The sequence below is a fragment of the Caulobacter sp. GW821-FHT11E10 genome (genome assembly GCF_058808375.1).
Window position 1 is genome coordinate 323,948 of sequence record NZ_JBXARP010000006.1, and the last position, 20,640, is coordinate 344,587.

Annotated in this window: 17 protein-coding genes; 7 read left to right on the top strand and 10 right to left on the bottom strand. The window is 67.7% G+C overall.

Features of this window, described 5'->3' with window-relative positions; translation table 11 throughout:
- Window positions 1–9 precede the first annotated feature (9 nt).
- Together AC1RRV_RS14750 and AC1RRV_RS14755 are read right to left on the bottom strand one after the other, a co-directional pair.
- Window positions 10–750, bottom strand: a complete 741-nt coding sequence (locus AC1RRV_RS14750) for a DUF2793 domain-containing protein (RefSeq protein WP_492860403.1) — start codon at window positions 748–750, stop codon at window positions 10–12.
- A 93-nt stretch (window positions 751–843) separates the two neighbouring features.
- Entirely contained in the window at window positions 844–1,851 is a 1,008-nt protein-coding gene (locus tag AC1RRV_RS14755; RefSeq protein WP_492860404.1) for an NAD(P)H-dependent flavin oxidoreductase, read from the bottom strand.
- 232 nt (window positions 1,852–2,083) lie between these two features.
- On the opposite strand from AC1RRV_RS14755, the gene AC1RRV_RS14760 reads away from it, so the two are divergent.
- Both AC1RRV_RS14760 and scpA read left to right on the top strand, forming a co-directional pair.
- Window positions 2,084–3,475, top strand: coding sequence for a methylmalonyl-CoA mutase family protein (locus AC1RRV_RS14760; RefSeq protein ID WP_492860523.1), 1,392 nt, complete (start codon window positions 2,084–2,086; stop codon window positions 3,473–3,475).
- 3 nt (window positions 3,476–3,478) lie between these two features.
- Window positions 3,479–5,629 carry a methylmalonyl-CoA mutase gene (gene scpA, locus AC1RRV_RS14765; protein WP_492860405.1) on the top strand — a complete coding sequence of 717 codons (2,151 nt, stop codon included), beginning with the start codon at window positions 3,479–3,481 and terminating at the stop codon, window positions 5,627–5,629.
- A gap of 5 nt (window positions 5,630–5,634) precedes the next feature.
- Here scpA and AC1RRV_RS14770 read toward each other — a convergent pair whose 3' ends face one another.
- On the bottom strand, window positions 5,635–6,102 hold the full coding sequence (locus AC1RRV_RS14770; RefSeq protein WP_492860406.1) for a DUF4112 domain-containing protein: 468 nt from the start codon (window positions 6,100–6,102) through the stop codon (window positions 5,635–5,637).
- A gap of 42 nt (window positions 6,103–6,144) precedes the next feature.
- The gene (locus tag AC1RRV_RS14775) at window positions 6,145–6,609 is read right to left on the bottom strand and encodes a DUF4112 domain-containing protein (protein ID WP_492860524.1); all 465 of its coding nucleotides are present in this window, start codon (window positions 6,607–6,609) and stop codon (window positions 6,145–6,147) included.
- Window positions 6,610–6,792: 183 nt separating this feature from the next.
- On the opposite strand from AC1RRV_RS14775, the gene AC1RRV_RS14780 reads away from it, so the two are divergent.
- The 3 genes from AC1RRV_RS14780 to AC1RRV_RS14790 all read left to right on the top strand — a co-directional run bounded on the left by AC1RRV_RS14780 (window position 6,793) and on the right by AC1RRV_RS14790 (window position 9,092).
- Entirely contained in the window at window positions 6,793–7,110 is a 318-nt protein-coding gene (locus AC1RRV_RS14780; protein ID WP_492860407.1) for a heavy metal-binding domain-containing protein, read from the top strand.
- Between the two features lie 9 nt (window positions 7,111–7,119).
- Window positions 7,120–8,103, top strand: a complete 984-nt coding sequence (gene meaB, locus AC1RRV_RS14785; RefSeq protein ID WP_492860408.1) for a methylmalonyl Co-A mutase-associated GTPase MeaB — start codon at window positions 7,120–7,122, stop codon at window positions 8,101–8,103.
- A gap of 80 nt (window positions 8,104–8,183) precedes the next feature.
- Window positions 8,184–9,092 (top strand): NAD(P)/FAD-dependent oxidoreductase, encoded by a 909-nt coding sequence (locus AC1RRV_RS14790; RefSeq protein ID WP_492860409.1) that lies wholly within the window; start codon window positions 8,184–8,186, stop codon window positions 9,090–9,092.
- 6 nt (window positions 9,093–9,098) lie between these two features.
- Here AC1RRV_RS14790 and AC1RRV_RS14795 read toward each other — a convergent pair whose 3' ends face one another.
- The 6 genes from AC1RRV_RS14795 to AC1RRV_RS14820 all read right to left on the bottom strand — a co-directional run bounded on the left by AC1RRV_RS14795 (window position 9,099) and on the right by AC1RRV_RS14820 (window position 17,340).
- Complete coding sequence (locus AC1RRV_RS14795; protein WP_492860410.1) at window positions 9,099–9,884, bottom strand: hypothetical protein; 786 nt, start codon at window positions 9,882–9,884, stop codon at window positions 9,099–9,101.
- Between the two features lie 119 nt (window positions 9,885–10,003).
- Window positions 10,004–13,003 (bottom strand): TonB-dependent receptor plug domain-containing protein, encoded by a 3,000-nt coding sequence (locus tag AC1RRV_RS14800; RefSeq protein WP_492860411.1) that lies wholly within the window; start codon window positions 13,001–13,003, stop codon window positions 10,004–10,006.
- Window positions 13,004–13,374: 371 nt separating this feature from the next.
- Entirely contained in the window at window positions 13,375–14,142 is a 768-nt protein-coding gene (gene phaH / locus AC1RRV_RS14805; protein WP_492860412.1) for a phasin PhaH, read from the bottom strand.
- Window positions 14,143–14,240: 98 nt separating this feature from the next.
- Entirely contained in the window at window positions 14,241–15,524 is a 1,284-nt protein-coding gene (gene chrA / locus AC1RRV_RS14810; protein WP_492860413.1) for a chromate efflux transporter, read from the bottom strand.
- Between the two features lies 1 nt (window position 15,525).
- Window positions 15,526–16,347 carry a 23S rRNA (adenine(2030)-N(6))-methyltransferase RlmJ gene (rlmJ, locus tag AC1RRV_RS14815; RefSeq protein ID WP_492860414.1) on the bottom strand — a complete coding sequence of 274 codons (822 nt, stop codon included), beginning with the start codon at window positions 16,345–16,347 and terminating at the stop codon, window positions 15,526–15,528.
- 9 nt (window positions 16,348–16,356) lie between these two features.
- On the bottom strand, window positions 16,357–17,340 hold the full coding sequence (locus AC1RRV_RS14820) for a helix-turn-helix transcriptional regulator (protein WP_492860415.1): 984 nt from the start codon (window positions 17,338–17,340) through the stop codon (window positions 16,357–16,359).
- A 94-nt stretch (window positions 17,341–17,434) separates the two neighbouring features.
- Here AC1RRV_RS14820 and AC1RRV_RS14825 point away from each other — a divergent pair, with 94 nt between their 5' ends.
- The gene (locus tag AC1RRV_RS14825; protein WP_492860525.1) at window positions 17,435–17,785 is read left to right on the top strand and encodes a hypothetical protein; all 351 of its coding nucleotides are present in this window, start codon (window positions 17,435–17,437) and stop codon (window positions 17,783–17,785) included.
- 284 nt (window positions 17,786–18,069) lie between these two features.
- Entirely contained in the window at window positions 18,070–20,601 is a 2,532-nt protein-coding gene (locus AC1RRV_RS14830) for a TonB-dependent receptor plug domain-containing protein (protein ID WP_492860416.1), read from the top strand.
- Window positions 20,602–20,640 lie beyond the last annotated feature (39 nt).

Consider the following 20,640-nt stretch of genomic DNA (forward strand, 5'->3'; position numbering starts at 1 on the left):
GTCAACGCGTCAGGCCACGGCCGCCGGCGCATCGAAGCGCAGGACGTGGATCGCCACCCGCACCTTGCCGGCCACGAAATTCCCGCCCACCGCCGTCAACAGCACCGGCGTATCGGCATAGAAGGCAGTCGGTCCGACGACCCCGACATTGCTCGCGTTCTTCGCCACGCCCAGCGAGCCGCCGAACTTGCTCGTGTCGCCCGAAATCCCGCAGTTGTACGAGGCCGCGCCAGTGACCGCGGCCGTCGTCCGAGTCGACACCGCCAGCACGATGGCGCGGTTCGGAATGACTACGGTCGTCGCCGTCGAGGGGCCCAGAACGGTCACCTCCTGCTCCAGGATTTCCAAACGGGTATTGGCCAAGCCCGGCGAGGCGGCGGCCGTGGTCGCGCGGAACGTCGCCGACAGCGGCGTCCAGGTCGCGCCGTCGAAGGCGAGGACCTGGTTCTCGTCCTTGACCCAGGCCAGCACGCCCTCGGCGGGGACAAGCGCTTCCCAGGCCCCGGCCTCGAAGCGCATCAGGGTCCCGGCCGCCTGGCCGGTCCAGGCCGCGCCCGTCGCGCCGGCCGGCAGAATCCAGACGCCGCCATCCACTGGACCGGCGGGTTGGGCCACGACCGAACGGCTCTCGACGGCCAGCTGCACCAGGCCGTCCAACCGGGCCAGGCTCTCGTTGATCGGGATGTGCTTCTGGGCCTGGGCGGCGACCACATAGGGCAGGCCGAGGCGGGGCGTGACGTCGTCGAACATAGGCGGCTCCGGGAGCGAGTTGAGATCGCTTCCAGCATCACGTCGCCGCGCAGACCGGGGACGGAGCACGCTCCATCCCCGTGCCTCACCCGCCTATTCGGCGGCGAAAGCCAAATGATTTCCAGACGTAAGCGCCGTCTTGGCCGCCAGTTCGGCCTTGGCTTGCTCATACTCGGCCGAGAGCTTGGCGATGAGTTCACCGGCGCTCAGCACGGAATCGACGGCGCCGATGCCCTGGCCGCAGCCCCAGATGTCGCGCCAAGCCTTGGCGTCCTGGTTGCCGCCCGAGCCGAAGTTCATCTTCGACGGATCGCTGACCGGCAGGTTCTCGGGATCCAGGCCCGCGCGCACCACGGAGGGGCGCAGATAGTTGCCGTGCACCCCCGTGAACAGGTTCGAATAGAGGATGTCGTCGGCCTTGCTGTCGACGATCATGTCCTTGTACCCCTGAACCGCGTTGGCCTCCTGGGTGGCGATGAAGGCCGAGCCGACATAGGCCAGGTCCGCGCCCATGGCCTGGGCGGCCAGGATCGAGCGGCCCGAGGCGATCGAGCCCGACAACGCCACCGGCCCGTCGAACCACTGGCGGATCTCCTGGATCAGGGCGAACGGCGACAGGGTGCCGGCGTGACCACCCGCGCCCGCCGCGACCGGGATCAGACCATCAGCGCCCTTCTCGATGGCCTTGCGGGCGAAGCGGTCGGTGATGACGTCGTGCAGGGTGATGCCGCCGTACGAGTGGATCGCCTGGTTCAGGTCCTCGCGGGCGCCCAGCGAGGTGATCACCACCGGCACCTTGTATTTGACGCACATCGCGATGTCGTCTTCGAGCCGGTTGTTGGTCTTGTGGACGATCTGATTGACCGCGAACGGGGCCGACGGCGCGTCCGGATTGGCGCGGTCGTACGCGGCCAGCTCCTCGGTGATCCGGGCCAGCCACTCGTCCAGCTGCGACAGCGGGCGGGCGTTCAGCGAGGGGAACGAGCCGACGACCCCGGCCTTGCATTGGGCGATGACCAGGTCCGGATTGCTGATGATGAACAGCGGCGAGGCGATGACCGGCAGGCGGAGGCGGTCGCGCAGGATCGGCGGCAAGGCCATGAAGAAGCTCCCCTTCGGAGTTCGGCTTGAGACGCCGAGTATGTGATCGCTGATCAGATTAAACGACTGTTTGGCTCCGGCGCAAGGCTTGACGGCCCTAAGGGCAGAGGCGCATCACGGTCCAAAATATAAAAATGCTGCACCGCAGGAGAGAGACGCTTTGACCGAGGCGACCACGCCCCTGGCCGAGGATTTTGGCGCCCAAGGCGATGAGACGACCCGCGCGCGCTGGATGGCCCTGGTCGAGAAGACCCTGAAGGGCCAGAGCTTCGACGAGGCCCTGACCGTCGCCACGCCCGACGGCCTGACCATCCAACCGCTCTATACCGCCCAGGACGGTGTCGCCGTCGCCCGCGACCTGCGCGCGCGCGATCCCGAGCGCCCCTGGGACCTGCGCGTCCGCGCCGCCCATCCCGATCCGACTCGCGTGGCCAAGGACGTCCTGACCGACCTTGAAAGCGGCGCGGCCTCGGTGCTGCTGCAGATCGACCCTACCGGCGCGAGCGGCGTCGCGGTCGGCTCGGCCGATGACCTCGCCAAGGCGCTGTCGGGCGTCCTGCTAGACCTCGCCCCCGTCGCCCTGGACGCCGGCTTCCTGGGCCCCAAGGCCGCCGACTGGCTGGGAACATTGGCCAAGGCCGCGCCCAATGCGCCGCTGGCCTTTCACATGGACCCGCTGACCGCCTTCGCCCTGACGGGAACCAGCCCCGGCCCGATCGAGAGCCACCTCTTCAACGCCGCCACAGTCGGCTCCCGCCTGGCGGAGACCTACGCCAAGGCCAGCCTGTTCCTCGCCACCGGCCGCGCCGCTCACGAGGCCGGCGGATCGAACACCGAGGAGCTGGCCATGATGACCGCCAGCGCCCTGGCCTACGCCAAGGCTCTGGTGCGCTCGGGCCTTTCGATGGACGACGCGTTCAACCGTATCGTTCTGGGCGTCAGCCTGGACGGCGAGTACTTCACCGGCGTCGCCAAGGTCCGGGCCGCCAAGGCGATTTGGGCGCGGCTCGCCGAGGCCTGTGGCGTCAGCGCCGCGCCAAAGGTCGAGGCCCGCTCCTCGCGCCGGATGCTGGCCAAGGCCGACGCCTGGACGAACCTTCTGCGCTTGACCTCGGCCGGGTTCGCCGGGGCGGTCGGCGGGGCGGATGCGATCCTGCTGGACGCCTTCACCGACGCCATTGGCCTGCCCACCGCCTTCGCTCGCCGCCAGGCCCGCAACACCCAGCTGGTTTTGATGGAAGAGAGCCATCTGGGCCGCGTCGCCGATCCGGCCGGCGGGGCCTGGTACCTGGACAGCCTGACCCACCAGATGGCCAACGCCGCCTGGGGTGGTTTCCAGGCGATCGAGGCCGCGGGCGGGATCATCAAGGCGCTGGAGAGCGGTCTGGTCGCCGACGCCGTCAACACGACCCGGGCGGCGCAGGAAGCCGCCTTCGCCGACAAGAGTCGCAAGATCCTGGGGGTCACGGTCTTCCCCAACGCCGACGACAAGACCCCGGAAGTCGAGACGCCCGATGCGTCCGCCTTCGCCATCACCGGCCCCGATGTCCGCCTGCCCGGCCCCGACAGCTACTGCCCGGCCCTGACGCCGGTGCGCTTCGCCGCCGCCTTCGAGGGAGCCTAGGCCATGAGCAAGTTCCCCGACTTCACCACCGTCGACTTCGCCGAAGTGGCCTCCGCGCCCGCTCCGGATGGCGAGGCCTGGAACACGCCCGAAGGCGTCGCCGTCGCTCCGGCCTTCGACGCCGACGACGTGCAGGATCTGGACTTCACCGGCGGCTATCCGGGCGTCGCCCCCTATGTGCGCGGCCCCTACCCGACCATGTACGTGACCAACCCCTGGACTGTGCGGCAGTACGCGGGGTTCTCGACGGCCGAGGACAGCAACGCCTTCTACCGCCGCAACCTCGCGGCCGGTCAGATGGGCTTGTCGGTGGCCTTCGACCTGGCCACCCACCGCGGTTACGACTCTGACCACGAGCGGGTGAAGGGCGATGTCGGCATGGCCGGCGTGGCCATCGACTCGATCCTGGACATGCGCACGCTGTTTTCCGGCATCCCGCTCGACAAGATGAGCGTCTCGATGACCATGAACGGCGCGGTGCTGCCGATCCTGGCGCTCTACATCGTCGCGGCCGAGGAACAGGGCGTCTCGCCCGACAGGCTGTCGGGGACGATCCAGAACGACATCCTCAAAGAGTTCATGGTGCGGAACACCTACATCTATCCGCCCGCGCCCTCGATGCGGATCATCTCGGACATCTTCGCCTTCACCTCGGCGAACATGCCCAAGTTCAACTCCATCTCGATCAGCGGCTATCACATGCAGGAGGCCGGCGCGACGGCCGACCTGGAGCTGGCCTACACCCTGGCCGACGGCATTGAATACGCGCGCGCCGGCGTCGCGGCCGGCATGAGCATCGACGTCTTCGCCCCGCGCCTGTCGTTCTTCTGGGCGATCGGCATGAACTACTTCATGGAGGTCGCGAAGATGCGCGCGGCCCGCCTGCTGTGGGCGCGCCTGATGAAGCGCGAGTTCGATCCAAAGGACGACCGCTCGCTGTCCCTGCGCACCCACAGCCAGACCAGCGGCTGGTCGCTGGCGGCGCAGGACGTGTTCAACAACGTCTCGCGCACCTGCGTCGAGGCCATGGCCGCCGTGAACGGCCAGACCCAGAGCCTGCACACCAACGCCCTGGACGAGGCCCTGGCGCTGCCGACCGACTTCTCGGCCCGCATCGCCCGCAACACCCAGCTGTTCCTGCAGATGGAGAGCGGCACGACCCGCGTCGCCGACCCCTGGGGCGGCAGCTACTATGTCGAGCGCCTGACCCATGACCTGGCCCAGAAGGCGCTGGCTCACATCGAGGAGGTCGAGGCGGCCGGTGGCATGGCCAAGGCCATCGAGCAAGGCATCCCCAAGCTGCGCATCGAAGAGGCCGCCGCCAAGACCCAGGCCCGCATCGACGCCAATCGCCAGAGCGTGGTCGGGGTCAATCGCTACAAGCCCGAGGTCGTCGACGACATCCCGATGCTGAAGGTCGACAACGGCTCGGTCCGCGCTCAGCAGCTGGAGAAGCTGGCCCGCCTGAAGGCCGAGCGCGATCCGGCCGCCACCGAGGCGGCGCTGAAGGCGCTGGAGGACGGCGCGCGAGGCCACGGCAACCTGCTGGCCCTCGCCGTCGACGCCGCCCGCGCCAAGGCCACGGTCGGCGAGATCAGCCTAGCCATGGAGAAGGTGTTCGGCCGCCACCGCGCCGAGATCAAATCGATCCAGGGGGTCTATATGAAGGAGGCCGGCAACGATCCCGCCGCCGCTCGCGCCAAGGCCATGGTCGAAGCGTTCGAGCAGGCCGATGGTCGCCGCCCGCGCATCCTGATCGCCAAGATGGGCCAGGACGGCCACGACCGGGGCCAGAAGGTCATTGCCACGGCCTTCGCCGACCTGGGCTTCGACGTCGACATCGGCCCGCTGTTCCAAACCCCGGCCGAGGCCGCCCGCCAGGCGGTGGAGAACGACGTCCATGTGGTGGGCGCCAGCTCCCTGGCCGCCGGACACCTGACCCTCGCGCCGGAGTTGAAGGCCGAGCTCGCCAAGCAGGGTCGCGACGATATCCTGATGGTGGTCGGCGGCGTCATCCCGCCCCAGGACTTCCAGGCCCTGCGCGACGCCGGCGCCGTGGCGATCTTCCCGCCGGGCACCGTCATCGCCGAGGCCGCGATCGAGCTGCTGGACCAGTTGAACCGGCAGCTGGGCTACACGCAGGAAGCGGCTTAGCCGGCCTAGACGTTCGGGGGCTTCTTGCGAAACAGCCCCCGCTTCTCCTTCGCGCGCTCCCTCGCCACGTCCTCGGGCAGGCCGTGGCGGGCCTCGATGTCCTTCTGCAGCGCCTTGGCGGCCATCAGGTGGCCGGGGAAGATGGTGTCGACGGCCCAGCCCAGCACCGGCACCGTGTCGGACAGGTTATCCACCGCCAGATAGACCGCCATCCGCGCCAGGGTGGCGGGCGAGGCGGCGGCCTGGAAGGCGTGGACCAGCAGCAGGCCGCCTGCGCCCAAGCCATAGGCCAGGCCCGCGCCGGGCACCCAGGCCAACACGCCGTCGAGGCCGATGCCTAAGGGGCCGACACCGATCAGCCGGTCGGACAGGCGCTTGATCGTCTCGGCCGAACGCCAGGCGCGGTGAGCCTTGGCGCGGCGGTCACCGTGACGATCCGCATAGTCGGGGGAGACGGAGATATCGTCGGTCATGCTTGCTGAACGCCCCGGCCCGCTGATTGGCTTCCTTACGCCCTAGCCCAGGAACACGACCCGGCGTTTTTCCTTGCCAGACTGGATCCGCGCCAGCAGCTCGCGATATTCCTGGGAGCCCTGCACGTCCTTGCGGGCGCCCTCGAAATAGATGGTGTCGTCCATGTGCCGGGTCAGCATGTCAGCCGACCACTTGTGGCCGGTGAACAGGACGTCAGCCGCCTGGCCGATCCCGGGGAACGCGCCCGCCACGGTGTCGATCAGGATGATGGCGCAGATCTGGATGACGATCATCGGCGCGGACCGGGCCCGCACCGCGTCCAGCACGATCAGCCCCCCGGCGCCCAGGCTGTAGAGCTCGCCCGCCCCCGGGATCCAGGTCAGCAGGCCGTCGAGGCCGATGCCGACCGGCCCGATGCCGACGATGTTGTCCGACAGCTTCTTCACCCGCTCGACGTTGTTGCGGATGTTGTGCAGGTCGAGATGCGACTTCGCGAAAAACACCAGCGGGCTCCGGTAACACGGTAAACGCGGGCAATCTGCCCGAAGCCCGGCCGCGCCGATAGGCCGGGACTTGATATTCCCGCGCTAAGCGAACCTTGGTCGTCAAAGCTTCGCCTTACGAGGGAGCCCCTCGCCGAAAGCAGCGTTTGCGCCTAGGTTGACCACGTTCGCCGCCAGGATTTCCGGATGCTGATCACGACCACGCCGTTCATCGAAGGCCGCCCCGTGCAGGAGTACAAGGGCGCGATCTACGCCCAGTCGATCCTGGGGGCCAATGTCGTGCTGGACCTGATGGCGGCCATCCGCGACTTCATCGGCGGCCACTCCAAATCGTACGAGCGCGTCCTGGCTCGGGCTCGCGAAGACGCCCTGAAGGCGCTCGAGAAGGAAGCCGAAAAGGTCGGCGCCAACGCCATCCTGGCGGTCGACCTCGACTACAACACCGTCGGCCCCAACGGCTCGATGATGATGGTTTCGGTTTCCGGGACCGCCGTCGTCCTCTAATCCGAAGCGGTGCCTCCCGCCCTCGACATCGACGCCATCGAGCAACGCCTGGTCGCCGGCGACCGCGCCGCCCTGGCGCGCGCCATCACCCTGGCGGAGAGCCGTCGCGCCGACCACCAGGCCGCCGCCCGGACCCTGCTCTCGCGCCTGATGCCCCTGACCGGCCGCGCCCAGCGGATCGGGATCACCGGCGTGCCGGGCGCGGGCAAGTCGACGACGATCGAGCGGTTCGGCTGCGACCTGGTCGAGGCCGGCCATCGCGTGGCCGTGCTGGCGGTCGACCCGTCCTCCGGCCGCCATGGCGGCTCGATCCTGGGCGACAAGACCCGGATGGAGCAGCTCAGCGTTCAGCCCAACGCCTATATCCGCCCCTCCCCGTCCGGCGGAGCCCTGGGCGGCGTCGCCCGCAAGACCCGCGAGGCCATGCTGCTGTGCGAGGCCGCCGGCTTCGACGTTGTGATCGTCGAGACCGTCGGCGTCGGCCAGTCCGAGACCGTGGTCGCCGACATGGTCGACATCTTCCTGGCCCTGCTGATCCCGGGCGGCGGCGACGAGCTGCAGGGCATCAAGAAGGGCCTGATCGAGCTGGCCGACCTGCTGGTGATCAACAAGGCCGACGCCGATCCGGCCAAGGCCGAGCGCTCGGCCCGCGACTACCGCAACGCCCTGCACATCCTCACCCCCGCCCATCCGGACTGGACGCCGCCGGTGCTGACCGCCTCGGGCCTGACCGGCCAGGGACTGGACGTCCTGTGGACCCAGATCCGACGCCATCGCGAGATCATGAGCGCCAATGGCGCGCGGGCCGCCCGCCGCGCCGACCAGGACGCCCGCTGGATGTGGGCCATGGTCCGCGACCGGTTGGAAGACGCCTTCAAGACCGCGCCGGCCGTGTCGTCCCTGGTTCCGACGCTGGAGACGGCGGTGCGACAGGGCGACCTCCCGGCCTCGGCGGCGGCGGATCGGCTGCTCGCGGCGTTCGGGCTGACCTGACGGGAACGTCGAACGGCGATTGAACCGGCGGACGCGGCCGCCGTTAGCCCTGAGCCCACCACGCTCTCCTCAGGAAAACCATGGCGTCGTATGACGTGATCATTGTCGGCGCCGGTCCTGCTGGACTGACGGCGGCGACCTATCTGGGACGGTTTCGCCGCAAGGTGCTGATCCTAGACGGCGGCCCGTCGCGCGCCAGTTGGATTCCAGAAAGCCACAATACGCCCGGCTTCCCCCAGGGGATCGGCGGTGACAGCCTGCTGGCCAAGATGGGGGAACAGGCCGCCCTCTATGGCGCCGATCGTGTCGCGGCCCGCGCGCTGACCCTGACGAGCGCCCCGGACGGCTTTGCCTTGACGGTCGAAGCCTCGCCAGCGGTCTCAAGCCCGGTTCGCGGGCGATTCGTGCTTCTGGCGACAGGCGTGGTGGACCGTTTGCCGGCCCTTGAGAATATCGAAGCGGCCATACGCGCGACCCGTGTTCGCGTCTGCCCGATCTGCGACGCCTATGAAGCGATCGATCAGCGGATCGCGGTGCTGGGCGACGGCGATCTCGGCGCGCGCGAAGCGGCCTTCCTGACCACCTATTCGCCCCACGTGACCCTGCTGCATCTCGGACCGATCGCGGCGCTGAGCGATGCGTCCGCGCTCGAAAAGCACGACATCGAAGTTATGCCGGTCGATCTGGCGGACCTCACGGTCGGCTCGGGGCCGGTGGTGGTGAAGTCCGGAATGGACGAACCTCGCGCCTTCGATTGCCTCTACCTGGCCTTGGGTTGCGAGATGCAGAGCCGGCTGGCCGTGCAGTGGGGCGCGGCGCACGATGAGGAAGGCAATCTCGTCGTGAACAGCCACCAGGAAACGTCGATCGACGGCCTCTACGCGGCGGGCGACATCGTCCGAGGCCTCAACCAGATCGCCGTCGCCACGGCCGAGGCGGCCATCGCCGCGACCGACATCCACAAACGCCTCCGCGCGCTGGAGGCCTAGGCGCTCTTACCCATAGCCCAACAGCGCCCGCAGCCCCGGGACGTGGAAATCCACCACGCGCTTGTGCACATCCGACAACACCCTGGGCACCTCGGCGGTGACCTTCAGGTTCTCGCTGGCGGTGCGGCTCTCGCGGCGGTCGGCGCCGGCCTCGACGCGGTCGCGCCAGTCGGCCGGCAGGTCCAGGCCGCAGTCGGCGAGCAACTGGCGGAAGAAGGCCTCGGCGCGCTTGGAGCCCAGGTCCTTGAGGCTCTCGACGATGTCCTCGTAGCGGACGATCACCGCGCTGGACCCCATCCAGGCCACGGCGTTCATGCTGAAGATGTCGCGGATGTCCGGAACGCGGCCGTGCGCGCCCAGGATCATCATCATGATGACGTCCTCGACCGAGGCGCCGCCGTCCTTGATGTGGTTCAGGTTCCCCTGGAATTCGTCGGACAGGTAGAAGCGCGCCCGCGCCAGCACCCAGTCATAGGGGTCGCGAACCAGCACGATGTGGCGCACGTCACGCAGGGCCACGGCCGACTCGTCCGAGAACAGCATGTGTCCCCAGCTGATCATCGGCTGGTCGGGCGAGAAGGCGTCGCGGCTGCGGGCCAGCAGGGCGTGCTGGATGTACTCGCGCGGCCAGTGCTGCTCGGGCGCGACGAACATTCGCATGATGTTGCGGATCAGGTGCGTGCCGGCCTTGGGCACGCTGTTCAGAAAGACCGGCTGGCCCAGGCGCGCGCGCTCGAAGCGCTCGCCGATGGCGTCGAGATTGTCGGCCTTGCCGCGGATGATGGCGTTCACGAAGGAGGCGTCCCGCTGCTCAAGAACAAAGGGCGGCGGATCGCTCCGCCGCCCCGAGAGATTAGCCCTAAGGCGACCGGCCGCGAAACGCCTCTCGACGATCGCGGCCGCCCGGCTCCTTAGAACTTGGCCTGGATGCTCACGAACATCCGACGGCCGATGTAGTCGTACTGCGAGGCCAGAACCGAACGGCCGACCAGATTGTAGTTTCCGGCCGACTGGCTGACCTGCGGAGGCTCCTCGTTGAACACGTTGGCCACGCCGCCCAGCAGCGTCCAGTCCTCGAACTTCTTCTGAAGCGAGAGGTTGTGGTACGCCGTGAACTCGGTGTGGATCTTGTAGAACGTGGTCTTGGTCGTGTTGGCGTCAGCATAGTCCTCGGCGTCCGAGGCCTTGCCCACCATGTCCACGCCCCAGAACGCGGTCCAGTCGCCCTTGCTGAAGCGGAAGTTCAGCTGACCGGTCCAGTCCGGATCGCCCACGAAGCCGTTGCTGTCGACGACGGTGTCGGCGAACAGGGCCGTGGTGTCCTTGAACTGCCAGGTCGACTGCAGCTCGAGGTCGAGGCGGACGTCCCAGGGCAGCTCCTGGCCGTAGTTAACGGTCAGGTCCAGGCCCTTATTCACCTGCGAGGCGATGTTCAGGTAGTTGTCGGTCACCGTGGTGACGAGGCCCGACGGACCGCGCTTGAACAGCGAGCACAGCTTGTCGCTCGGATAGCTCAGCGAGCGGTAGCAGCCCGAGACGATCCGGCCTGCGCCCAATTGGGTGATCTCGTTGTTCACCTGGATGTCGAAGTAGTCGACGGCCACCTTCAGGTCGGCGAACTTCGGCGTCCAAATCACGCCGTAGGTCGTGGCCTTGGAGGTTTCAGCCCCCAGCGAACCCACGCCGCCGCCCGAGGTCACGGTCGCCTGGGCGCCCGCGCCGGTATAGGTGCCGGGGATGCCGGCGGCCTTGCAGTTGTCGGCCACGTACTGCGGGAGCGTGCCCGCCGTCAGGGCCGCCTGCCAGCGGATGCAGGGGTCGAGGTTGCGCTGCGACACGAAGCCGGTTTCGGCGTTCTTGTAGAGCTCGAACAGCGCCGGGGCGCGGAACGAGGTGCCCTTGGTGGCGCGGACGCGCACCGAGGGGATGATCTGCCAGTTCAGGCCGATCTTGTAGGTCTCGTCGCTGCCGTAGCTGTTGACGTCGGTGTAGCGGCCCGAGAGCGACAGATCCACGGACTGGGCGAAGGCCATGTCCTTGAAGATCGGGATGCTGAGCTCGCCGTAGATTTCCTTGGTCTTGTCCGTACCGGCGGTGATGCCCGAGGTCGACGAGCCCCAGATGTTGCCGGCCTGGGTGATCGGGCCGGGCGTGTCGTTGATCTCGTCGCGGCGGTAGGCGACGCCGAAGGCCGCGCCGACCGTCCCCGCCGGCAGCTTGAACAGGTCGCCCGAGATCGAGCCTTCGACCGCCAGCTGCTTGTAGACGGTCTTGCCGGTCTCGGTGTCGAACAGGAAGGCCTGCTCTTCCGGCGTGTACTTGCCGGCCAGGAAGTCCGGCGACATCCAGTTCACGTCCACGCATTTCCGCTTGCTGATCGGCGTGGTGTAGCCGACGCACGAGGCCGTGGGACGCGGGATCGAGTTGGCCTTACCCAGACCGTACGAACCGAAGTCACTGCGGCCGTCCGCGCTGTTCAGGGCGTCGTTCAGGACGACGTCCTGCGAATACAGGCCCTTGTTGTGGCTGTATTGGGCGAAGACGTCCCAATCCCAGCCCTTCAGGAAATTGGCCCCGAAGTCACCGCGCAGCCCGCCGACATAGCGCTGGTAGTCGACCCTTTGGCCATCGCGGTTCAGCGGCGTGACGATGGTCGGGCTGAGGATGTAGTCGCCGGTGAAGCCCTGGCTGAAGGGGTCGCCCAGATCCTCGGTATAGAGGTAGGTCCAGATCTGACGATAGCCGTTGGTCTTGGTGGCGCGGCGGTTCAGCAGCACTTCGCCATAGGCTTCGACATTGTCGGAGACGTCGAACGTGGCCTGGGCGAAGACTGTGTTGCGCTCGGTGCGCGGGGTCAGCGACTTACTCAGATTGTAGGGGCTGTTGTAGTCCAGCACGCCCATGTCCGGGTTGGCCGGGTCCAGGCTGTCGCCGACCACGAACCAGCCCGCCGGCATGCCCGGATAGTTGGCCTGGCCGCCCGCTGGATACTGCGGGATGAACTTGCCCAGCACGTTGTCGTAGTCGAACTGCAGCTTGCCGTCCCGGCCCTCGAAGCTCGAGGTGTAGATCCAGACCTGATCGTACAGCAGGTCGCGGCACTGGGTCTTGCCCGTGCGCGGGTCGACCGCGTCCTTACGTTTGCCGTTGGCGTCGAAGATGTATTGCTGGCCGCAGTTGGTGTAGCTGCGCTGGCCGTTCGTCTGCTCGGCCTTTTTGGAATAGTCGTAGGTGATGTTGAACGAGCCGCGGTCGAAGGTCTTGCCCCAGCTCAGGCTGCTGCGGAACTCCTGACCGCCGCGGTGCTGCGGCTGGGTCGCGAAGGCGTCGACGCTGAAGCCCTCGCCGCCCTTCCTGGTGATGATGTTGACGACCCCGGCCACGGCGTCCGAGCCGTAGACCGACGAGGCGCCGTCCTTCAGGATCTCGACACGATCAATGGCCGAAACCGGCAGGACGTTCAGGTCAAAGGCGGACACGCCGCCACGCACGCCGGCCGGACCGGCGCGACGGCCGTTCAGCAGCACCAGGGTGCGGTTGGCGCCCAGACCGCGTAGCGAGATGGTTTCCGAGCCCGGGCCGCCGTCGGTGACGAAGGCGCTGGAGACGGCGGCGGTGATCTGCGGCGAGCCCGAAGCGATGGTCGAGGATTGCAGCAACTGAGCGGTGTTGCCGATGCCCTTCAACCGGCCCTGGTCGGCCGTGATGACCTGCACGGGGTCGGGACTGTTGAACTCGTTGCGCTTGATGCGCGAGCCGGTGACGACGACGGCCTCGACCTCGGTCTGGGTCGGCTCGGCGGGCGCCGGCGCCGGCGCCGGCGCGGTTTGGGCCATGGCCGGAACGGCCACGCCAGCCGCCAGCCCGGCGATGATCGTCGAGGCTAGAAGATGTTTACGTTGGGTGAGCATTGGAGGATTTCGCCTTGAATTGCGGACAGCGCGGTCACGCCTCCCCACCAAGCCCCCTTGGCGTGCGACGACCTACCGCTGGGGCCACCCAAGCTGCTTCGCGGCGCCGCCGCAATCTTGGCGTCGCACATTTGTCGCATTTTCGACGAACTGTGGCTTTGGACACGCACTCGTTGCACTGATGCCTGTCTCGAAGTCTTTGAAAGTCTTTACGTGCGCGGCAACCAACGCGGCGCATGGCGTTTTCGTCTGTAAAGAACGCTGGTTTCCGGCACCGGTCGCGTTGAGAATACTTCTCAAGTCGTTCAAGCCAAACGACAAAGCCGCCAGGACGAACCCGGCGGCTTCTCAGTTCATCGGAAAGACTATGGTCAAGCTTCGGTGGGGCTGGCGAAACGCTTGGCCTGGGCGATCCAGGCGTCGCGGTCGGCGCGGCCCTTCAGGTTGAGCAGCTGATCGTACGACGTGAGCTCGTCCGGCGTCCAGGCGGCGATCTGGCTGAACGAGGTCACGCCCAGCTCGGCCAGCGAGGCGGCCAGCTTCGGCCCGACGCCGACCAGGCGGGTCAGGTCGTCACCGAGGGTTTCGGCGGCGACTTCGACAACGGCCTCGGCGACTTCGGGAGCGGTTTCGACGACCGTCTCGGCGATCACGGCCGGCGCCTCGGCGACGATCTCCGCCGCTTCGGCAACCGCCGGCTCGGCTTCGACGATCGGCTCCACCACCGCTTCGGCGATGTCCTCGTTGGCGGCGATCACGGTTTCGACCAGCGGTTCGGCGGCCGCCTGGGCGATCTCTTCGACCGCATCCAGCACCGTTTCGGTGGTTTCGGCGACCAGGGCGACGGTCTCGATCACCGGCTCCGCGATCGCTTCGATCACCGGTTCCGGCGAGGCTTCAAGCTCGGCGACCACCTCGGCCGGCGGAGCCACCGGCTCCGGCGTCAGGGCCATCAGCGCCTCGAGATTGATCGCCTCGCGCCAGCGCGAAGCCCACCACCAATAGGTGGCGCCGGCGGCGGCCGCGCCGCCGAACATCAGCCACAACGGCGAGATGGCGCCGACCGCCACGCGAGGCGCGGTCTCGGGCTCGACCTTGTCGGCTTGAAACTCAGGAAGGAAAGTGAAGACGGAAACCATGGCGCGCTCCCAGAGATCGAGTGTGGCAACCGCGATTTTGTTGCAATGCAACATAACACAGAAAATACGCTCGCAAGCGCAAAAATGCTTCCCCTAGGTCAGGTCAGGCCAAACGCCTTCAGAAGGGCGCCGGCGATCACGACGATGGCGATCATCGCCAGCATCGGCGCGCGCGTGGCGAAGGTCAGCATCAGCGCCAACGCCGTCAGGCCCAGCGCCGCGTAGTCCAGACTGACCAGATCGGGCAGCATGACGCGAACCACGCCCGCGACCTCCATGGTCTGGCCGGCGCGGAACAGCAGGTGGATGGCGAACCACAAGGCCAGCTGGCCGATCACCCCCACCGCCGCCGCAGAGATCAGCGCCAAGGCCCGCGACGGACGCCGACGCCGCCCCCAGCGCTCGAACAGCGGCCCGCCGGCGAAGATCCAGAGGAATGACGGCGCGAAGGTGGTCCAGGCGGCCATCAATCCGCCCAGCACGCCCAGGACCCAGGCCCACTCCGGCGGCGCGGTCTGGAAGGCGCCGACGAAACCGACAAAGACAAAGACCAGGATCAGCGGCCCCGGCGTGGTCTCGGCCAGGCCCAGGCCGTCCAGCATCTGGGTCGCCGAAAGCCAGCCGAAAGCCGACGCCGTCTGGCCCAGATAGGCCAGGGCCGCATAGGCGCCGCCGAAGCTGATCGCCGCCAGCCCGCCGAAACTCATCCCCATCCAGGCCAGGGTCGAACCGGGCGCGACCAGCCAGGCCAGGGCGATCGGCGCCAGCCACAGGGTAAGGCACGCCAGGGCCGTCCTTGTCTGCCCCTTCAGCGGCGGGGTCTCGACGCCTGAAACCACCTCGACGCCCTTCGCCCCAAACCAGCCCAGCAGGCCCGCGCCCAGCACCACCAGCGGGAACGGCACGGTCGTGAAGGCCAGCAGGACGAAGGCCGCGCCGCAGACCAGGGCAGCCAGACGATCCTTGATCGCGCGGGCGCCGATCCTCAGCAGGGCCTGCAACACCAGGGCCACCACCGCCGCCTTCAGACCCAGCAGCACCGGTCCGGCCCAGTCCGAGCGCCCGTGAGCGACATACAGCGCCGAGAGCCCCAGCATGACCGCCAGACCCGGCAGTACGAACAGCAGCCCCGCCGCGACCCCGCCGCGAACGCCATGCAGCCGCCAGCCCAGCCAGGTGGCCAGTTGCTGGGCTTCGGGGCCCGGCAGCAGCATGCAGAAGCTCAAGGCGCGCGCGAACTCGTCGTCGTCGACCCAGCCGCGAGCCTCGACCACCTCGCGGTGCAGAAGCGCGATCTGACCGGCGGGGCCGCCGAAACCCAGCAGGCCGATCTTCAGCCAGACCCGCACGGCCTCACCGAAGCTGGGCGGGGTGGGCGTCACGTCAGGTCCGCCAGACGCGCGAGCGCCCGCCCGGTTCGCCCAGGCGCGCGGCGATCCAGTCTCCGGCCTCGACGGCCGCGTCATCAATCGCGGTCGGCGCGCCGATCATCACCATCGCGCAGCCGTTCATCTTCATGGGATCCGTCAGGGGGCGGAGACGCAGCTCGGCGACTAGCAGGTTCTTCGTGACGGTTTCCATCGTGCGCAGCAGGGCGTCGAAGGTCTCCAGGTCCTTGATCGGCAGCCAAATGGCCAGGGCGGCGTCCGGGGCGCGGGCCAGCACGGCGCGGGTCGTGGCGACGATCTGGCGATAGTCATCGGGCCGCTCGAACGGCGGATCGATGACCACGAAAGCCCGCCCGCCGCGTCCGGCCTGCTGGACCGCGGTCACGAAGCCGTCGGCCTCCAGGGCCTGGGCGCTGACATAGGGCGCCAGGGTCTTGCGCAGCAGCTGGGCGTCGTCGGGCCGCAGCTCGCAGCCGGCGTAGCGGTCGGCCTTGCGCAGGGCCCGCGCCATCAGCAGCGGCGAACCAGGATAGAGATCGCCGTCCCGACCGCCGTTCATCTCGGCCACGGCCTTGAGCAACGGATTAAAGACGGGCGGCGTGTCCGCCGCGACCTTCAGGCGGAAGATCCCCGCCTGGGCCTCGCCCGACCGGCGGGCCATCTCGCCGGACAGGTCATAGCCGCCAGCCCCCGCGTGGGTGTCGATCACCGACACGGCGTCGCTCTCGGCCTGCAGCGCCGACAGCATGGCCAGCACGATCGCGTGCTTGTGGAGGTCGGCGAAGTTGCCGGCGTGGAAGGCGTGGCGGTAATTCATCCTGCGTCCCTACCACGCCCCGTGCGCGCGACCAGCCTCGCGCAGTTCCTGGACCATCATGTCCTTCAGGGCCTGCGGCGCGACGATCTCGACCGCGTCGGCCCAGGTGAACAGGTGCCAGGACAGTTCGCGCATGCCGCCGGCGCTGAAGGTGACCAGCACCGAACCGTCCGGCTCCTGCTTCACCTGCTGGGTGGCATGGAAGCGCCAGCGCAGGGCGTCCTCGGCCCGCTCCTTCTTGATACGCAGGATCACATCCTGGATCTCGTCGTGATAGATGCCGAAACTCTCATCGGCGAAGGCCTGCAGCGAGAAGCCCTCGGGCGGCGGCGCCGGCTTGTCCAGCACCTGCAGGTCGCTCATCCGGTCCAGCCGCCACGAGCGCGGCCGGCTGCCCTTGCCTTCCAGCGCCACCAGATAGTTGCTGCGCCCGAACAGGACGCCCAGCGGCGTCACCTCCCGTGTCCGCCCCGGGGTGCTGCCCCCCTCATAGCGAAAGGACAGCGCCGAGAGCCCCTTGATCGCCGTGCGAATGGCCGCCAGCACGCCGGCGTCCTCGAACGGCCGGGGGCCGGCGTGGATGGCGATGGTCTCGGCCTGGACCAGGGCCTCGACGTCCGGAGCCACCCGCCGGCGCGCCGAGCCGCGCAGGGCCGACAACAGCTTGGCCTCCAGGGCATAGAGCGAGGCGGCGCGCCCTTCGGCCCCGGACGCCTTGTAGGAGTCGGCCGCCGTGCGCAGGGCCGCGAGCTCTTCGGCTGTCGGGGTCTGGAACAGGCCGTCCAGGCCCGAGGGGATGCGGAACCGCTTGGTCGGCGGGTCGTCGACCGCCTCCATCTGTGGGAAGGCGGCCCAGACGGCGTCGCGCATCCGCTCGGCGGTGCGGCGACCGACGTCCAGGTTCTGGGCCATCTCGTCCAGGGTCAGGCCTTCGGCCGAGCCGGCCAGCATCCGGGCCAGGTCCAGAAGCCGTGTCGCTTTTTCGTGTCTCATGCGTTCCCCATACGGACGCACAGCTTACGACCGTTTCTGTCGCAATGCCCGCACATTCTGCGGATGTCGAGACTGGAGAACCCCAATGGCCCCGATGTCGCGCTTCGCCTGCTCCCCCTGGGCCGTCGCCCCCGTCAACCAGACCCTGATCTCGGCCGTGCTGGATTTCGCCGACATCCATCGGGACCTGGGCGGCGGACGCACCCTGCGCCGGATCAGCCATGAGCGCGCGGCGCGGGCCGACATGTTTCTGCTGCTGGGTCGCGACGTCGAGCGGGTCACCGACATCGGCCTGGTCTGGAACGATCGCGAGGACCAGATCGTGCGCGTCACCGACGACGCCGAACTGCGTGATTCTCGGATGACCGCCTGGGAAGAGGCCTTCGACCTGTTCGAGACCGAAGACACCGACGAAGCCGCCGAGCCGATGCGCCTCTGCGCTTGAGCCAAGACGCCATCGCGACCTCCGCGAGCGCTTCGACACCGTCGTTCTGCCTAAAATCCGAGATCAATCGCCGCGCAAAACGGCGCCTATCGGGCGCCGGCGCGGTTGTGGCCGTTTCCTGACACCCTCCCATTGCCGAACGCCAAAACCTGGATCCCCATGAATAGATCGGTTGGTTTCCGATACATTTTTTGTGTGCGCGTCAAAAATTATAATCGTGGGGAGAAAAACGCCGTGGATGGAGCATTCGTCATGCGTCAATAAACACAATGAGGGGGTTACTAATGACTCGGCGTTTCAAGTCCGCACTGTTGGCGGGCATTTCGGCGCTATCCGTTACTATCGGATATTCTGCCACCGCTTTTGCCGCCGATGCCGCGACGCCGCCGGCGGCGCCTGACCAGACCGAAGTCGACACCATCATCGTCACCGGCACGCGCCAGACGGGCCTGCGTGTCATCGACAGCCCCGCCCCCGTCCAGGTGGTCGACACCAGCACCCTCGAGCGTACCGGCGCGGTCGATCTGCGCCTCGGTCTCGCCAATCTGGTGCCCTCGTTCAACGCCCAGGCCTTCGGCGGCGACACCGCCAACCTGACCCTTTCGGCCCGCCTGCGCGGCCTCTCGCCCAACCAGGCCCTGGTGCTGGTCAACGGCAAGCGCCGCCACACCACCGGCAACCTCGCCGTGCTGTCGGGCGTCTACCAAGGCGCCGCCGCCGCGGACCTCGGCTTCATCCCGATGGCCGGCATCGGCCGCATCGAAGTGCTGACCGACGGCGCCGCCGCCCAGTATGGCACCGACGCCATCGCCGGCGTCGTCAACATCATCCTGAAGAAGAACGTCTCGGGCGGCTCGATCTCGGCTACCGGCGGCGAATATTTCGACGGCGGCGGCAAGACCGCCGGCGGCGCGATCAACATCGGTATGTCGCCGACCGAGAACAGCTATCTGAACATTACGGTCGAGAGCAAATACCACGGCTTCAGCAATCGGGGCCTTCCCGACCAGCGCGTCTTCAACCCCGCCAGCACCGGGTACTCGGCCGCCAACAACGCCGTCGAAAGCCTGATCAAGGGCTATCCGAACCTGAATCTGATCTCGGGCGACGCCGAATACCGCCTGAACAACCTCGTCTACAACGCCGGGATCGAACTGCCGGGCGACTTCGAGGTCTATTCGTTCGGCACCCTGGGTCACAAGGACGCCTCGGCCTACGAGAACTACCGCCGCTACAACCGCATCCAGGGCAAGATGGGTGCGACCGACCGGCCCTTCCCGCTGGGCTTCAGCCCGCGTGAGCGCATCATCGAAGACGACTACGCCATGACCCTGGGCGTGTCGGGCAAGCTCGCCGGCTGGGATCTCGACGTCTCGTCCACCTACGGCAAGGACGATATCGAGGTCCGCGTCGAGGATTCGGCCAACGCCAGCCTCTATGTCGACACCTCGACCACCACGACCAAGGGCTTCACCCCGACCTCGTTCCACGCGGGCAGCTGGCGCACCACCCAGTGGACCAACAACATCGACCTGCGCCGCGGCTTCGACGTCGGGTTCGCCGAAGCACTGGACGTCGCCGTCGGCTACGAGCAGCGTCGCGACTACTACCGTATCGGCCAGGGCGACGCGGCCTCGACCTACAAGGAAGGCTCGCAGTCGTATCCGGGCTTCCAGAAGACGGACGCCGGCGGCCACGCCCGCACCAGCTGGGCCGTGTACGGCGACATCGCCGCCACGCCGGTCGCGGCCTGGAAGATCGACGCCGCCGTGCGCTACGAAAAGTTCAGCGACTTCGGCGACACCACGGTCGTCAAGCTGACCAGCCGCTACGACTTCAACGAGATGTTCGCCGTCCGCGGCACGGCCTCGACCGGCTTCCGCGCGCCGACCCTGGCGGAGTCGTTCTACTCGGCCACCAACGTCTCGCCGACCAGCGCCTTCGTTCAGCTGGCCCCGAACTCGAACGCCGCCCGCCTGCTGGGCATCGCGGCGCTGAAGCCCGAGAAGTCGAAGAACTACAGCCTCGGCATCGTGGCCCATCCGATCCCGAAGATGACGGCGACGATCGACGCCTATCAGATCAATCTGAAGGACCGTATCTTCGGCTCCAGCTCGGTCTACGGCCTGCGCAACGGCGTCGTGGTCAACAGCAACGTCAACGCCGCGATCGCCGCCAACGGCAATGTGCTGGACAGCACGGTGGCCAGCACCGGCATCAACATCTTCTCGAACGGCCTGGACACCCGCACGCGCGGCCTGGACTTCGTGGTCGCGTATCCGACCGATCTGGACGGCTACGGCCGCATCGACTGGACGCTGAGCGGCAACTTCAACAAGACCAAGATCACCAAGGTCAAATCGGCTCCGGCGGCCCTCGGGACCACCAGCGCCGCCTTCCCGACCGGTCAGGTCCTGTTCGCCGGCAACGCCGCCTCGCTGCTCGAGAAGGCCGCGCCGAAGTACAAGATCGGCGTGAACGCCCTCTACACCTTCGGCAAGATCTCGCTGTCGCTGACCGAAACCTTCTACGGCAAGGCCTCGGCCCTGTCGGATCCGGGCACCGGTCCCCTGCTGAACACCGTGGCCAGCGCCACGGCGATCACCGACGCCGAGCTCTCCTACAAGTTCCCGGTCGGCGTCACCGCCGCGATCGGGGCCAACAACCTGTTCAACAAGTATCCGGACAAGTTCACGGCCGCCTTCCAGACCGCCTGCGTCGCCTCCGGCGGCGGGTGCGTCACCCAATACCCCTCGTTCTCGCCATACGGCATCAACGGCGGCTACTACTACGGCCGACTGTCCTTCGCCTTCTGAGGCTTGGTCTCACGGTGAAAAGCGAAGGGGCGGGCCGCG